Genomic DNA, 15,385 nt, shown 5'->3' with positions numbered 1-15,385 from the left:
GAAGTACTTGATTTACCTACATGCAGGACGCCACGACCTTTTGCTTATTATCAGACAGGACCAGTACCAAAGTTTCTGATAAAAAAACCACAATTGCCTAAAAAGGCGATAGAAGTATGTTTACAAAACGCACAAAAGTACCAATGACGGCAGTATCCTGCTAAGACAAAACCGACCTTTTATGGTACATATCAGCGTTTATCTTTTTGGTGTAATCTGAAGTTGGCGGGTGTTTCGCCCGAATTTTTCCTGAAGAAACGAACGAAATAAGAAGGATCCTGAAAGCCTAGCCGGAATCCAATTTCTTTGATGGAGAGCGTCGTATTTCGCAACAAGTAGCTGGCTTCAAGCAGGATACGCTCCTGAAATAACTGACTGGCGGTTTTCCCAAGAATCTTTTTACAGAGCTGGTTCAGGTAATGCGGAGTCAGATGCATCTGGGCAGCATACGCGCTGACTTCACGAACCGTTAAGAATTGATCTTCGATGAGTTGTTCATATTGCCGCACACGATCATACAGATACGTATCCTCATTGGTCCACTGTTGATTGTACAAGCGGTCCGCCAATTCCAGAACAATGTGACAGGCCGACAAAATTACTTCATAGCGATTGGACTGGTTGCCCGTGTATTCCTCATAGATAAAATCAAAAATACCGCTAAACAAGCTCTGCTGGTCCGTAATGACCAGAAAGGGTTCATGCTTTGTTGATTGAAAGAACGGATAATGGTATAGACGACGGCTGACCCGGCCCCGGCAGAAATTGGAATCGAAATACAAGTTATAGCCTTTGCTATCGGCCGACGCTTGCCAGCTGTGCACTTTTCCGGGCGAAAGAAAATACAGTTGATTGGGCGCAATGGAATAGGTTTTGGCATCGATGGTATGAGTGCCACTGCCGTCTTTAATCCACATGACGAGGTAAAAGGAGTGAGAATGCGGTTTGTTGATGTCCTTAAACTCCTGCAAAACCGTTTCCAGACGGCGCATGTGAAAGAGTTTTTCGGCCTCATTCTCCGAAAATGCCTGCAATTGATAAACCGGCTTTTGAGATAGCATGGCAGGAAACTATCGTAAAACAAGTTTCTGATTTATACTTCCTGAAGCGTTCAACTCCCGGGAAATATCATCTCCGATTTACCCGGCCCAATTAGTTTAAAACTAACCGGTTGTACTGTAAGACTAGCCAACGGTATAAACCGTCACTTTTTACAAACTACGCACTAGATAAACATGACCAGTAATTACTCAGTAAATCACCTGATTATATTCTGAAAACAATACTACCTGGTTTAAATACAAATTATCAGACAATAATAAATTCTACCTATAATTATTTAAAACCGTTATCGACCCGGTCAGGTCGTTGCTTCGAAAGAGTAAGTGAACGAATTTTAAGTGATCTATTCGGCAAAAATCAGTCAATCCGCATTCCTGGTTTCTCCTTTTTTCATTTCTGCGTCAGCAATTTATCAGCGTGCGTATGGATTTTCAGGATTGCGTTGGCAATCTCGTCCATGTCGGCCCGGGTGCCCAGCAACATGTTTTGCGTAAACCAGACGGCTTCTTCATTACATAAGCGGTCGTTTTGAGGGCAGTGGTTCCGCTCGACATAACTCTTGAAGTCCAGCATGGTTTTGGGATACATTTTCCGGAAATTCTTCGACTGAAACGTATCGTTGAGATAGGGCATGGTATTCAGGGGGGCATACCCTTTTGAACACGGTATTCCTTCCGCCGAAAGTGCCTTCAAAAACACCTCGCGCGGCAGCCCCTTGAACGCTTCTTTCTGGTATCGAAACGGAAATAAATGAAAAGCCGCCCGGGTTACATCATCGTACAGTTTGTACGGAACAATACCCGGAATGTCTTTGATTTTCGATTTCAGATACTCCGCATTTTCGTTCCGAAGCGTCGTTTGTGCGTCGAGTCGTTTCAATTGCGCCAGACCGATCGCGGCCTGGTATTCCGTTAAACGCAACTTGGTTCCCTGAATCAGCGAGCCCGCACCGATCACCCCCGACACCATCCCGAAGGGGTTGCCATAGTTGTGGTACGAAAAACAGCGATCCATAAAAGCGTCGTCGTTACTGACGATGGCCCCGCCTTCACCAATGGCCAGGTTCTTGGAGTTCTGGAAGCTAAAACAGCCCGCATGGCCCAGTGTACCCACTTTCCGGTGATTAATTTCGGCCAGATGAGCCTGGCAGGCGTCTTCGATCACCACCAGATTGTGCTTTTTAGCAATCGGCAGAATTTGCGTCATGTTGGCGGGCAAACCCAGAATATGCACCGGAATAATGGCCCGGGTCCGGGGTGTAATTTTGGCTTCAATTTTGGCCGGATCAATCTGAAACGTTTCGGGATCAACGTCCACGAAAACCGGCATGGCGCCGGTCGCCAGTACGGGTGCCACTGTTCCGATAAAAGTGTAGGGCGGCACCAGCACTTCATCTCCTCCCCGAACGTCCAGTTGCGCCAGCGCGGCCATGATCGCATTCGTGCCGTTTACGACCGCCAGCGAACGTTTGACGCCGAGCGCGGCCGCCCATTGGGTTTCAAATTCGCTCACTACACCCGCCCGCGACCAGATTCCGCTCCGGATCACTTCCAACAGTTGCTTTTCGTCACTTTCCGGTTTCCACAACGGCCAGGTTGGCCACTCCCGGGCGCGCACGGGTTTTCCGCCCAGCAAAGCCGGTGATTCGGCGAGCGAAAAAGAGGTCGGCGTGGTGGCTGGAGAAGCCGCCGGTGGTGGCAAACCAGCCGGACTACCGGTTAGCAGTGAAGGCGTCAGAACCGCACCGAGCCCGGTTAACGAATGACGTCGGATAAACTCACGTCTTGAGAAATTGGTAGACGACATGGACCTGCTTTTTGAGAGTAGAGCTTCGTTTCAAGGCTGGCATTTTCGGGGGCAATGTAAAAAATACCGGAAACTTTTGCGTTATAACACGCTAACTTTTAGTAGATTGAATAAACCGACCGGCATTCCGGGTGCGCATTCAACGACCACAGACAAACCGGTTTTTCGGGAACCGTCCGGCCCGGTCTTGCCCAGTCCGTCTGTCTGGCCCTGATCGCCTATTTTGCCAGAAAAGTCTCCGTCAGTTCCTTCCACTCTTCTTCCAGAGTACCGGCAAAAACCGGTGCTCCGGCCCGGCGATACCAGTAACCCGCGTTATACTCATCGCCTTCCTTGCGGTGAAGATAGGCGTGTAAGTGGTCGTAGTCGCGGGTGCCTTCCCGGCTTTGCGCAATGTTGTGGGCCTGTTCCCAGTTTCCTTTGGCGTCGTACCAGAGGGCTTCGGCAACCGGGTGCAGGCCGAACGGTGGTTTGGCGTTCGCCAGCGTGGCCGTAAAGTCGTTGAGTGTCATGGGTTTATTGCTCAAAAAATTGGGGCATAAAATTCATCAGAAAAGCTTCGTCGGTGGCTCGGGTGATGGCCGTGTAGAGCCATCGCACAAAATCCTGATTTACCTGGCCGTCAGGCAAATAGCCCTGGTCGACAAAAACCGCCGGCCACTGCCCCCCCTGCGCCTTGTGGCAGGTCAGGGCGTAGGCAAATTTCACCTGCAGGGCGCTCAGATACGGGTCGCGACGGATGGCATCGGAGCGCTCTTTTTTCGACTTAATATAAAAATAATCCTTCTGGACGCTTTCGTACAACTGCTTGTTTTCCTCCCGCCCCAGCGAAGGTTGCGGAGAATACAGCGTGTCGAGGATAATTTTGCTTTCAAATTCGGGTTGCTCCTCCAGATCGACCAGCCGCAGGGTTACGGTTGCAAATTTGAGTCCGTGCTGCTCTTCGCGCTTCCGGATTTTCATCACTTCCACAAAGTCGCCATTGGCCAGAAAACCCGCCGGAGAATCGTCGTCCAAGACGGAATAATTGTTCTTGACAATCATCAGCATATCGCCCGCGTCGAGTTCTTCCTCGCACTGGTTGATGGCCCGGCGGATGTACTGATTATACTGCACGGCCATTTTGTTCGACCGCGTAATGATGATGGTATTTTCGCGACCGTATTTATCGTAGCAATACCGAATCCCGTCTTCCAGCTTTTCGCCGGTCATTTTATAAATATCCCGGTATTTCCGAACATTCAGATTGATCTGTGGACTCGGGTCATTGAGCACATCCCGCAAATTGGTCGCATTCAACAGAATACCCGAATTTTCGTCCTGCCGCATAACTTCCATCAGTTCCTGCTCAACGACCACCATATCGAAATGCCGTTCCAGATAGCCCTTGTCGAGAGCCGGGCTGATCTCTTTGCCAACGGGGGGCAGCTGCGCCACATCACCCACCAGCATCAGGCGGTTTCCGGGGTTTTCAAAAACAAAATCGACCAGATCGGCCAGCAGACCGTTCATGCCGATTTCCGAATCGTCGCTGATCATCGACGCTTCATCGACGATAAAAACCGTGTCTTCGTGGTAATTTTTCTGCCGCTGAAACACCAGATTTCCCGAACTGGAATCGGCCACCTGGCGGTATATTTTCCGGTGAATGGTCTGGGCCATCCGTTTTGAATAGTTGGCCATCACCTTGGCCGCCCGGCCCGTGGGCGCCAGTAAAACGGATTTGAATCCAAACTTCGGCAACACTTTGATCAGTGTACTGATCAGGGTGGTTTTACCGGTACCGGCATACCCTTTCAGCAAGAAGCAATCCCGATAATTCTCGTGTTCAGTACGAATCATGAACTGATTCATCTGTTCAAAAAAATGCTGCTGTCCGGAAGTAGGCTTAAAAGGGAAGCGTTTCGCCAGCAACTCTGCGGGCGTGAGAGTTTCATTCATTGGACTAATATACGGAAAAAGGACCGGTATTTTCAACCGGTTTTACATACGGCGATAGGGAACCTGGCAACCCTGTTCGTCTTCAAACGTAACCATTCCATTTTTGATAACAAACCGGTACGTCTTCGAAACTTCCAGGGCATTGGCGATCTTAACGATCTGCCGATCGACTTCATACGTTCCGGCGTCCCAGGCCATGGGAACGGAGGTCAGCTCCGACTGCGTTTGGTAGACTCCGTTCGCACTGAATTCGATCACATCGGGATAAATCTGGCTGCATTTTGCCGGGCTCACTTTTTCCCACGAACCCACCAGCACGTTGGTGTCTTCCCCGCTTTCCTTCACCGGGGCCCGGTGACAGGAAATGCCCAGCAATGCGCTGCAATGTAGCCAGATAAGCAGTCGGACCAGTCGGAATGTGGTGGTATTCATACGATGTTTTTTCAAACTTATAAGAACCCTGTTTCAAAAACAAATCGACAGGTGCCCTTGGATAAGCAAACAAGTTTTGACAATTCGTAGAAATTTAATGCCTTTATCCAGCAAAATGCAACCTTGGATTGCTTTTATCATACCTTTTTTCTATTTTGAACCCGACCCATTCACCAAACTTCCTCCGATCATGAATATCCGCCAGATTTTGCAGGGCAAAACCATTAACACCATCTATTCCGTCACCTCCGAAACGACGGTTTATGAAGCATTGGAAGCGATGGCTACAAAAAATATCGGGGCCGTACTGGTCATCGATGAGGGAAACCTGTCCGGAATCTTCTCCGAACGCGATTATGCCCGGAAAGGGATTCTGAAGGGGCGGGCCTCGAAAGACACCCTCATCCGGGATGTAATGACCGCCAATCTGATCACCATCAGCAGTGACCAGCGGCTGGAAGACGCGATGCTCATCATGTCGGATAAACACATTCGCCACCTGCCCGTTGTCGATGAAGGGAAACTGATTGGCATCATTTCGATCAACGATGTCGTTTCCGCCATTATCCACGACCAGAAAGCCCGCATCAATTCACTGGAAAGCTACATTTCCGGAAGCCCCTATTGAGTTAGGAGTGAATAGTCAGGAGTTAAGAGTGAAGAATTAAGAGTTGGCTAGCGCATAGCAACTCTTAATTCTTCACTCTTAACTCTTAACTCCTGTTATATTTGCGGGCTGAAACTACCAAAAACCAAATTGGATATTGCACGCGAAGAAGTTAAGCGGCTCTACGGCAATCGCCTGCGGCTGCGGGTATGCGGTTTATGCCTGATCGACGGGAAACTGCTGATGGTTCGGCACCGGGGTATTGGCCCCACCGATACGTTCTGGTGTCCGCCAGGAGGTGGACCACAGTATGGCGAAACGGCTTATGAAGCCCTCATCCGGGAATTTCACGAGGAAACGGGACTTGACATCGAGGTTGGAGAACTCCAGTTTGTCAACGAATTCATGCAAACTCCGCTGCACGCGATGGAGTTGTTTTTCGACGTCCGGATTGTGGGTGGCCAGCTCCGCCAGGGTTTCGATCCGGAAATGGATGCCGAAAGCCAGATTATCACCGAAGTGCGGCTGATGACGTTCGATGAAATCAAGAGTTATCCCGAAAATGAAGTCCATCGCCTGTTCCGACTTTGCCGGTCGATGGAAGATGTATTCCACTTAAAAGGTTATTTAAAACAATAACCGTAGTCTGTCGGGTATTTTTGTACATTTAACGCAAGATCGGTTTCCGGTTTCGGCAACCGATCACTTCCCACTGTACTCCATCAATAATTTACTTTTGTGCGTATCGAGAACATTGCTACTGTGACCCCAACCGTCGCCATTCGGGAAGATTCCTTTGATGTTTCGATGACCGACTCCTATCAGCTCTGCCTGGAAATGGGCAACGACCGTTTCCGGTTTTGCGTGGTCGAACCCGGAGTTCGGCAGTGCTTCTGGCTGGAAGATTATATATTTCCGACCTTGCTGACCGAAAACCCTCTATTGCCCTCATTACGAACCATTTACCAGAATCATCCGATCCTTCAGTCGTCGTACTGGAAAACCATTCATGTGTCGGTCAATTCGCCGTCTTTCACCCTTGTTCCGTCCAGCCTGTTTCGGAAAGAATACGCGGCCCAGTATCTTCAGCTGATGCGTGGCAATCCGCTTTCTACGTCGGAACATGCGCTGGCCCACGCTCATAAAAAAGATGATTTTCACGCGGTTTTCAGCATCGACAATGCCCTGACCGACTGGCTTTCGGCGACCTATCCGCTGCAGCAAATCACCCTGGTTCATCAGTCGAGCACCCTTATTCAGGCTACTTCCCTGACGGATTCGGTCTTAAACTCCGACCAAAAACTATCCCTGAACTTTGAAGGAGAATCGGTTACGGTTATTTTTCGCAAAGGGGGGCAATTTATGTTTTGCAACCGGTTTGCCTATAAAAACGCCACCGACCTGGTATACTACATCCTGTACGTCATCAACGAGCTCAAGACGGAACCGAAGGAGTTGCAGGTCGTTTTGTACGGCGAGATCACCCCTTTTGCCGAAAACTACGCGTCACTCGAACGGTTTTTACCGCACATTTCCTTTGGCTCAACTCCCACGGAACTGCAATTGACGCCCGCATTCGATGATTTGCCGGAACACCGCTATTTCAGCCTGTACGGGAACACGCTGATCGAGTGATCATGTCTTTCTTCCTCAAACCTTTATGAAACGAATTGCGCTTTTCCCCGGCTCCTTCGACCCTTTTACGAAGGGGCATGAAGACATTGTTTTGCGGGGCCTTCGGTTGTTCGATGAAATCGTTATCGGCATTGGCCGCAACGCCAGCAAACAGCGGTATTTTCCGCTGGAAATGATGGTTGGCCTGATCGAGAAAACATTTGCCAGTTATCCGGCGGTAAAAGTGGTGAGTTATGACGATCTGACCGCCAACGTCGCCCGCGATCTGGGCGCCCGGTTTTTGCTTAGGGGGCTGCGCAACACAACGGATTTTGAATACGAAAACAGCATTTCCCAGGTCAACCGGTACGTTTACGAAGACGTTGAAACCGTCTTCCTGATCACTTCGCCCCACCTCGCTCCCATCAGTTCGAGCATCATCCGGGAATTGCACCGGTATTCAAAAAACATCGACGAGTTCCTGCCATACAAGCTTAAGTAGTGAAGAGTTAAAAATTAAAGACCAGGCGGATAACTTTTAACTCTTCACTTTTAACTCTTAACTCTTCATTCTTAATTCTTCATTTACGGTTTCGATCACAAAGCGGATCGAGCTGAACGAGTTGGTCAGGGCCAAGGCCGTTTGTTTCTGGTCCATCCACTCAAGCCGCTCGATGTCTTCGTCCGTTTGTGGTTTCATCCGGACATCGTCGATGCAATTCATGTGGTACCATTTCGTCTTTTTCAGAATTCGGCTGCCGTTGATCGTATAGGTATGCCAGGTCGTGCAGATCCGGTTTTCCAGAGCGGCCACCACGCCGGTTTCTTCTTCTACTTCGCGGAGCGCGGCCACCCGGGACGATTCATCGCCATCCAGTTTCCCTTTCGGTAAATCCCACTTGCCCCGGCGGAAAATCAGCAACATTTTGTCTTCTTTGAACACCACTCCCCCGGCCGCTTTCACAATCTTGTACATACTCTTGAACTTGTCTTCAACGGCGGTCTTGTCGACGGCCACCATCGTTACCGAGCTCAATTCGCCCATTTCGTAGTTATTGAGCAAAGTGACCAGTTTTTCAATGGTGATGGGGGTTGCGTTGAGCACCAGTAAATGCCCTTTCAGCATGCCCAGTTTCAACCCATCGAGACGGGCGTCGATAATCCGGTCATAGTCCACGTGATTATCCAGCGCAGCGTCCTGCAATTTTGCTGCCTTCTTGGAACCCTTCAAATGAATGGGTCGGTCATCAATAAAAATGGTCATCAGGGTAGTTGAACTGCTGGATGAATTTACCCGTCGAATCGTCGACGTGCCGAATAGCGCGAATTAGAAAACAAATTTAGATAAACCATTCATCTTTGAAGAGAAACTAAATCCACTATTTTTGCAGAACGCCAACTTTCCCCCGTGTGGAACTTGCAATAATTCTTTTTTTAGTGATTTTGAACGGTGTTTTCTCTTTATCGGAGATTGCGCTTGTGTCCTCCCGCAAAGCCCGACTCGAAACCGACGCCCGAAATGGCGACCGCCGGGCCGAAGAGGCTCTAAAACTGGCCGAATCACCCAACCGTTTTCTGGCAACCGTTCAGATCGGTATTACCCTGATCGGTATTTTAACCGGTATTTTCAGTGGCGACAGCCTGACGGACCAGATTTCGGGCTTCGTTTCGCAGTTTCCTCTCCTGCAGCCCTACGCCAATAGCATTGCCGTGACGCTGACGGTGATCCTGATCACCTACCTTTCGCTCGTTCTGGGCGAGCTGGTTCCCAAACGAATCGGTCTGTCCAATCCGGAGGGAATTGCCAAATTTATGGCGGGTCCCATGAATATGCTCTCCCGCATTACGTCGCCATTCATCAGCCTGCTCGGTTTTTCCAGCGATTTGATCATCAAAATCCTGAACATCAAACCCAATTCCAGTGCGGTGACGGAAGATGAGATTAAAAGTCTGATTCAGGAAGGCACCTCCGGGGGCGTTATTGAGGAAATTGAACAGGAAATCGTACAGAACGTTTTTCAACTCGGCGACCGACGGATCACCTCCCTGATGACCAATCGGCAGGAAATGGTTTTTCTGGACCTGGAAGCTACCGTTGAAGAAAACCGCCAGTACATTATCGAACACCGCCATTCCCACTATCCGCTCTGCAAGGGGGGCGTCGATGAAATGATCGGCCTCATTCACAGCAAGGATTTTCTGGGAAAAGACCTCGATGACCAGCTCACCCGGCTGGAAGAACTCAAACGCGATATTCTCTACATTCCCGAAAGCAATATGGCCTACCAGGTGCTGGAACGCTTTCGCGAACGCCGGCAGTACGTGGGCATCATCGTCGACGAATACGGTGGCGTTTTGGGCATGGTCACGCTCAATGACATTGTTGATGCACTGGTGGGCGACATTTCAGACACCAACGAATTCGAGTTCGAAATCGTGGATCGTGGCGACGGCAGTTACCTCATCGACGCCCAGATTCCCTTCGATGATTTTCTGGATTACTTTGACATCGTTATCCAGAACCGACGCGAAATGACCGGTTTTGACACGCTGGGCGGCTTTGCCCTGCAGATTATCAAAGATATTCCGAAAACCGGGGAGACATTTTCCTGGCAGGATTACCAGTTTGAAATTATCGATATGGACAAAAGTCGGATCGACAAAATTCTGGTTACGAAACGGGTTGAAGAGTAAGTAAAAATAAGGATGAATGATGGATGATGAACGATGAATGGGCTGTCGCATTTCATACCCCGAATGGCTCCTTGATCGTACGCATCCATCATTCATCGTTCATCATCCATCATTTATTGCTACATGATTGCAAACCAGGTTGCCCGATTGCTGTTGGAAGTGAAGGCCGTTCGATTACGGCCGGAAGACCCTTTTACGTGGAGTTCAGGCTGGAAATCACCCATCTATTGCGATAACCGGCTTACGCTTTCCTATCCCGAAGCCCGGACTTACATCCGAAATGCGTTAGCCGGGGCGATTCAAAAAGAATTTCCCGACGTCCAGGCCATTGCAGGGGTTGCCACGGCCGGAATTGCGCAAGGTGCGCTCGTGGCCGACGCCCTGAACCTGCCATTCCTGTATGTTCGGCCCGAACCTAAAAAGCACGGCATGGGCAATCAGATCGAAGGTCGTCTGGAAGATGGGCAACGCGTAGTAGTGATTGAAGATTTGATTTCGACCGGCGGAAGTTCGCTCAAAGTGGTCGATGTGCTGCGGGCAGTCGGCGCTGAGGTGCTGGGTATGGCGGCCATTTTCACGTACGGTTTTCCGGTAGCAACGCAGAATTTTGCGGATAAAAACGTCAAACTGATTTGCCTGAGCAATTATGAAACGCTGGTCGGCGAAGCCCGTGATTTGAACTACATTGCCGCAGACGCCATGGATTCGCTTTCGGCCTGGCGCCAAAATCCGGCCGAATGGAACAATTAGCGTAACGGCCGATGAAGCGGCTTTGTAGTTTGGCACTCAGCGGGCTGCTGATGGCCACCACCTGGGCACAATCTCCTCACCCGATTCAGGCCGATCTGGAATTGGGCGCAATGGGGGCGTCTACCCGCCAAACTCCGTTCTGGCTCCGCACCAATCAATACGGTATTGTGCCTTTGCAGGGCCCTTTCGGCACGTTGCGGGGCAGCCTGAAGCGCGATTACCGATCCGATCCGGATTCAGCAAAAAAACACCGGTTGGACTGGGGAGCGGGCGGTTATGCCGTCGTAAATGCGGGCAAAACCAGCCAGTTTCTACTGCCGGAAGGGTATGCCAAAGTCCGTTTTGGCAAATTCGAACTCTGGGGCGGGCGACGGCGCGAAGTATACGGTATCGGCGACACGACGCTGACCTCCGGTTTTGTGGCCTGGTCGGCCAATGCCCTGCCCATCCCCAAAATTCAGATACACACGCCGGATTTCGTCCCGATCGGTTTTCTGAAAAATAGTGTCGCTTTCCGACTGGGCTACGCCCACGGCTGGTTCAATGCGCCCTATATCAAAGGCGCTTATCTGCATCAGAAATACCTGTATGGCCGGTTTGGAAAACCGCACTGGAAGGTCAAACTGTATGCCGGGATGAACCACCAGGTGCAATGGGGTGGCCACGCCGATTATTTGGTGGGCAGTATTTATGCCGTCGATGGCAAATTACCCTCTTCGTTTCAGGACTACCTCAGTCTCATTTTAGGGCGGTATCCAAAAGATCTCGTCAACCGGCAACATACCGCATTCGACGGCGAAAACCGGATCGGGAACCACATTGGTTCCATTGATTTCGGGTTCGAATGGACAACCTCCCGGCTGAACGCACTGCTTTATTACCAGCATTTTTACGAAGATGTCAGTGGAATCGTTTTTCTCAATTTCCCGGACGGTTTATGGGGCCTTCGTTTGCGGAATAAAACCAGCGTTTCCGCTTCGCGATTCCGGTGGAATGCCGCCGTTGTGGAATGGCTGCCCATGACCAGTCAAAGCGGATCGGTTTTTGACCAAACGGCTCAATACCAGGGTGCCGATAATTATTTTAACCACGGACAATACCGGGAAGGCTGGTCGTATTATGGCCGCACCATCGGGACCCCCTTCATTGCCCCGCGCACCGATTTTACGGCTAAAGTCAACAGCTATACCGGTGGCGGTTTTTTTCCAAATAACCGCGTAAATGTCTGGTATCTGGGGTTGGAAGGTGGTGTCTACCGGGTTCAACTCACTGCCCGTGCGTCGTTCAGCCGCAATTACGGTACGTACAACCAGCCGTATCCCACTCGCTTCGAACAATTCTCGGCTTTGCTAACCGCTCAGTACGCCCTTCCCCGGCTTTCGCATACCGCTCTGTCGGCTTCTTTTGCCCTTGACCGGGGCGGGTTATATCCGACTCAAACCGGCGCTTATGTGTCGGTTAAAAAGAGCTGGTAGGCCGCTTTTCCCTTTTTACTCCGATTATTTTTCAGACCGGCCCGCTTCGCTAAACACTTGCCTGCCAAGCTGTTGAACAGCTCTGCTGATTCTGTACGCTACGATTATTTTTTCGCGGCAATCCAAAGGCCCCGCTTCATTCGTATGGCTGTCAATATCCTATCTCATCCATTCAACCATTCTTAACCAATTTGAAACATGAGTACGACACAACACGGTGAATTTCGCCTGACCGCCAGCGCGTGGGTGATTGGCCTGCTGCTCGGCCTAAATGCGTGTACCTCTTCGGACAATGCGCTGAAGCCCGACCCGGCCAGGCACCAGAGCGGGCGCGAAAGTGCAGTGGAACCCGAGTTTTTTGTTTTGACGGATGACAATCGGCTGAACAAAAAGAGCCTGCTGAATCCCGCTGCCGATCTTTCCTCGACCGGGATTTCGGGTTTGCAGGACAATGAAAAAATGCTGGCGATTGACTTCCGGCCAGCGACGGGTCAACTCTACGGCCTGGGCAGCACCAGCCGGATTTACGTTATCAATCAGGAAACCGGGGCGGCCCGCGCGGTGAGCACGGATGCCTTCTCACCCGCCCTGAGCGGAGATGCCATTGGCTTCGACTTCAATCCGACGGTTGACCTGATTCGCGTCGTTACCAACACCGGTCAGAATCTGCGACTCAATCCCAATACGGGCCTGCTGCAACCAGGGGGCCAGGATGGCGCCATCAATGGAGGAATGAACCCGACGATTTCGGCGGTGGCCTACACCAACAGCAAAGGTGTAGCCCGGAACACAACGCTGTACGACATCGATCCGGTTTCCGATCGGCTGTATATCCAAAATCCACCCAACAACGGCACACTGGTGGAGGTAGGTTCGCTGGAGAAAGACATCGCGGGTACGGCTGGTTTTGATATTTCTTCCGACAACAATTACGCGCTGCTGGCCTACCAGATCGGCGGCAAATCGGAATTGGGCCGGGTGGATCTAACCAAAGGTGCGATCAAAACGCTGGGCGGTCTCGGTCCCAAAACCATCATTGGGCTGGCCATTCCGACCGACCCGGTTGCCTACGCCGTCAGTGGAAACGATCTGCTGATTTTTAATCCCTGGGATCTGGGGCCGACGTTGCGGAACATCACCGGCCTGCAACCCGGCGAAACGATTCGGGGAATCGACATGCGACCGGCAACGGGGCAACTGTACGCGCTGGGAACGTCCAGCCGCATCTACGCCGTAAGCTATCCGGCCGGTACCACCAATGCGCAACTGACCGTTGTGGGTTCGGGAGCGTTTACACCCGCCCTGACCGGCAGCGACTACGGCTTTGACTTTAACCCAACCGTCGACCGGATTCGGGTGATCAGCAATTCGGGACAAAACCTGCGCATCAATCCGGTAACCGGCGAAGTGACGGTGGATAAACCGCTCAATTACGGACCAACGGCGGTGGATAAACCGTCAGTCCGGGCGGCTGCCTATTCGAACAACTTCCAGGGTGCCACGACGACGGTTTTGTACGATCTCGATGACTTTTCCAACCGCCTATACCGTCAAGTTCCGCCCAACGACGGAACCGTGGTCGGTGGCAGTCCGCTGGGAATCGACATCACCGGCACCAACGGGTTCGATATTGGCGGACGCAGCAACAAAGGGTATGCGTTGCTGACGTCGGGCAATTCCACTAACCTGTATATGATCGATCTGAACAACGGCGGTCTCACGAACATGGGTCAATTTTCGACCACCGTTCGCGGTTTTTGTATTGGATTAGGATTTTAGTGTATGTACCCACGGACTTCAGTCCGTGAGATTCCTGTCACTCGAAAGCGACTGGTTCTCACGGACTGAAGTCCGTGGGTACTTAATACAGCTGGTATTTTTTTCCTGGCAACGTCCTCAGAATTCCTTTAAATTCCAGATTCAGCAACAGCGACGCCAGCTTGCCCAGGTGAATCTGCGTCTGCCAGCTAAGTTCATCGATGTGCCACTCCGGCTGTTGCCGAAACAGGCTCATAATCTGACTTTCTTCTTCAGTGAATTCCAGAGCCAGCGGGCTTTTGTCGATCGATGCGGTTTTGGCAGCGGGCTGATCCCAATTCAAGGCTTCGATCAAGTCTTCGGGTTTGGTATAAATCTGGGCTTTATTTTCCCGAATGAGTTTATTACACCCCTGCGAAAACGTCTGGTTCAGATGCCCCGGCACGGCAAAAACTTCCCGGTGGTAATTGTTGGCGTATTCAGCCGTAATGAGCGCCCCTCCTTTCGTGGCCGCTTCCACCACCACAATGGCATCACTCAAGCCCGCGATGATGCGGTTTCGGGCCGGAAACAAACGGGCATCCGGTTTAATACCGGGCCGGTTTTCGGTCAATAAACCGCCGAGTACCAGCATCTCCTGCGCGGTTTTTTTGTGGACATACGGATAGACAATATCAACCCCGCTGGCCATTACGCCTATGGTTGGCAAATGCGTCTGCAAACTCGCCCGGTGAGCGGCAATGTCAATGCCATAAGCCAATCCGCTGATGATCAACGGCTGATACGGTTGAACCGCCTGAATGATTTCTTCGGTTATGCGTCGCCCGTAGTCGGTGGCCTGCCGGGTGCCGACGATGCCAATGGTTCGGGCGGTATTCAGGTCGGCCGTTCCCTGAAAGTAGAGCATCGCCGGCGAATCGTACAGCGCTTTTAACCGGGCCGGATAGCGTTTGTCGGTGTAGAATAGCTGCTCGATCCCTAATTTTTCGCACCGCTGCTGGATTTGCTCGGCTTCCCGCAACACTTCCGGATGCAGAACGGCCCGGGCGATGACTTCCCCAACGCCCGGCGTTTTTCTCAATTTTGCTAATGGCGACCGGAAAACTTCCGATGCGGAGCCACAATAACTCATCAATTGACGAATCAAAACATCGCCTACGCCGGGTACGGCGGTCAGAGCCGATTGGTAGAATAATTCGGGTTGGTTCACAAGCTTGCAGCAACGGTTTTTATCAAGACGTAAGGG

Annotated in this window: 15 protein-coding genes; 8 read left to right on the top strand and 7 right to left on the bottom strand. The window is 51.1% G+C overall.

Annotation, left to right across the window (positions count from 1 at the left end; translation table 11 throughout):
• Positions 1-191 precede the first annotated feature (191 nt).
• The 5 genes from EHT87_RS04660 to EHT87_RS04640 form a co-directional block, all read right to left on the bottom strand.
• Positions 192-1,061: a helix-turn-helix domain-containing protein gene (locus tag EHT87_RS04660; protein WP_124904330.1), complete on the bottom strand. Its 870-nt coding sequence runs from the start codon at positions 1,059-1,061 to the stop codon at positions 192-194.
• 391 nt (positions 1,062-1,452) lie between these two features.
• Positions 1,453-2,868 (bottom strand): DegT/DnrJ/EryC1/StrS family aminotransferase, encoded by a 1,416-nt coding sequence (locus EHT87_RS04655; RefSeq protein ID WP_124904328.1) that lies wholly within the window; start codon positions 2,866-2,868, stop codon positions 1,453-1,455.
• Positions 2,869-3,086: 218 nt separating this feature from the next.
• Positions 3,087-3,380: a hypothetical protein gene (locus tag EHT87_RS04650; RefSeq protein ID WP_124904326.1), complete on the bottom strand. Its 294-nt coding sequence runs from the start codon at positions 3,378-3,380 to the stop codon at positions 3,087-3,089.
• Positions 3,381-3,384: 4 nt separating this feature from the next.
• A complete protein-coding gene (locus EHT87_RS04645; RefSeq protein ID WP_124904324.1) occupies positions 3,385-4,809 on the bottom strand; it encodes an ATP-dependent DNA helicase in 1,425 nt (474 codons plus the stop codon).
• 42 nt (positions 4,810-4,851) lie between these two features.
• The gene (locus EHT87_RS04640; RefSeq protein WP_124904322.1) at positions 4,852-5,241 is read right to left on the bottom strand and encodes a hypothetical protein; all 390 of its coding nucleotides are present in this window, start codon (positions 5,239-5,241) and stop codon (positions 4,852-4,854) included.
• Positions 5,242-5,431: 190 nt separating this feature from the next.
• Here EHT87_RS04640 and EHT87_RS04635 point away from each other — a divergent pair, with 190 nt between their 5' ends.
• The 4 genes from EHT87_RS04635 to coaD all read left to right on the top strand — a co-directional run bounded on the left by EHT87_RS04635 (position 5,432) and on the right by coaD (position 7,964).
• Entirely contained in the window at positions 5,432-5,869 is a 438-nt protein-coding gene (locus tag EHT87_RS04635; protein WP_124904320.1) for a CBS domain-containing protein, read from the top strand.
• A 129-nt stretch (positions 5,870-5,998) separates the two neighbouring features.
• Entirely contained in the window at positions 5,999-6,487 is a 489-nt protein-coding gene (locus tag EHT87_RS04630; RefSeq protein WP_124904318.1) for an NUDIX domain-containing protein, read from the top strand.
• A 123-nt stretch (positions 6,488-6,610) separates the two neighbouring features.
• Positions 6,611-7,483, top strand: a complete 873-nt coding sequence (locus tag EHT87_RS04625; protein ID WP_124904316.1) for a DUF3822 family protein — start codon at positions 6,611-6,613, stop codon at positions 7,481-7,483.
• A 25-nt stretch (positions 7,484-7,508) separates the two neighbouring features.
• Entirely contained in the window at positions 7,509-7,964 is a 456-nt protein-coding gene (gene coaD / locus EHT87_RS04620; RefSeq protein WP_124904314.1) for a pantetheine-phosphate adenylyltransferase, read from the top strand.
• Between the two features lie 57 nt (positions 7,965-8,021).
• Here the strand turns inward: coaD and EHT87_RS04615 are convergent, their stop codons facing one another.
• Positions 8,022-8,726 (bottom strand): NUDIX hydrolase, encoded by a 705-nt coding sequence (locus EHT87_RS04615; protein ID WP_124904312.1) that lies wholly within the window; start codon positions 8,724-8,726, stop codon positions 8,022-8,024.
• A 146-nt stretch (positions 8,727-8,872) separates the two neighbouring features.
• On the opposite strand from EHT87_RS04615, the gene EHT87_RS04610 reads away from it, so the two are divergent.
• From EHT87_RS04610 to EHT87_RS04595, 4 genes are all read left to right on the top strand, one after another.
• Complete coding sequence (locus EHT87_RS04610) at positions 8,873-10,156, top strand: hemolysin family protein (RefSeq protein ID WP_124904310.1); 1,284 nt, start codon at positions 8,873-8,875, stop codon at positions 10,154-10,156.
• A 123-nt stretch (positions 10,157-10,279) separates the two neighbouring features.
• Entirely contained in the window at positions 10,280-10,906 is a 627-nt protein-coding gene (gene pyrE, locus EHT87_RS04605; RefSeq protein ID WP_124904308.1) for an orotate phosphoribosyltransferase, read from the top strand.
• An 11-nt stretch (positions 10,907-10,917) separates the two neighbouring features.
• Complete coding sequence (locus EHT87_RS04600; protein ID WP_124904306.1) at positions 10,918-12,381, top strand: capsule assembly Wzi family protein; 1,464 nt, start codon at positions 10,918-10,920, stop codon at positions 12,379-12,381.
• 198 nt (positions 12,382-12,579) lie between these two features.
• Positions 12,580-14,160, top strand: a complete 1,581-nt coding sequence (locus tag EHT87_RS04595; protein ID WP_124904304.1) for a DUF4394 domain-containing protein — start codon at positions 12,580-12,582, stop codon at positions 14,158-14,160.
• An 82-nt stretch (positions 14,161-14,242) separates the two neighbouring features.
• On the opposite strand, the gene dprA is transcribed toward EHT87_RS04595, so the two are convergent.
• Complete coding sequence (gene dprA, locus EHT87_RS04590) at positions 14,243-15,349, bottom strand: DNA-processing protein DprA (protein WP_445477008.1); 1,107 nt, start codon at positions 15,347-15,349, stop codon at positions 14,243-14,245.
• Positions 15,350-15,385: the final 36 nt, after the last annotated feature.

Source organism: Larkinella knui, from assembly GCF_003858645.1.
Lineage (GTDB): Bacteria > Bacteroidota > Bacteroidia > Cytophagales > Spirosomataceae > Larkinella > Larkinella knui.
The sequence above is the reverse complement of the archived record's forward strand: the minus strand, read 5'-3'. Positions and strand labels throughout refer to the sequence as shown.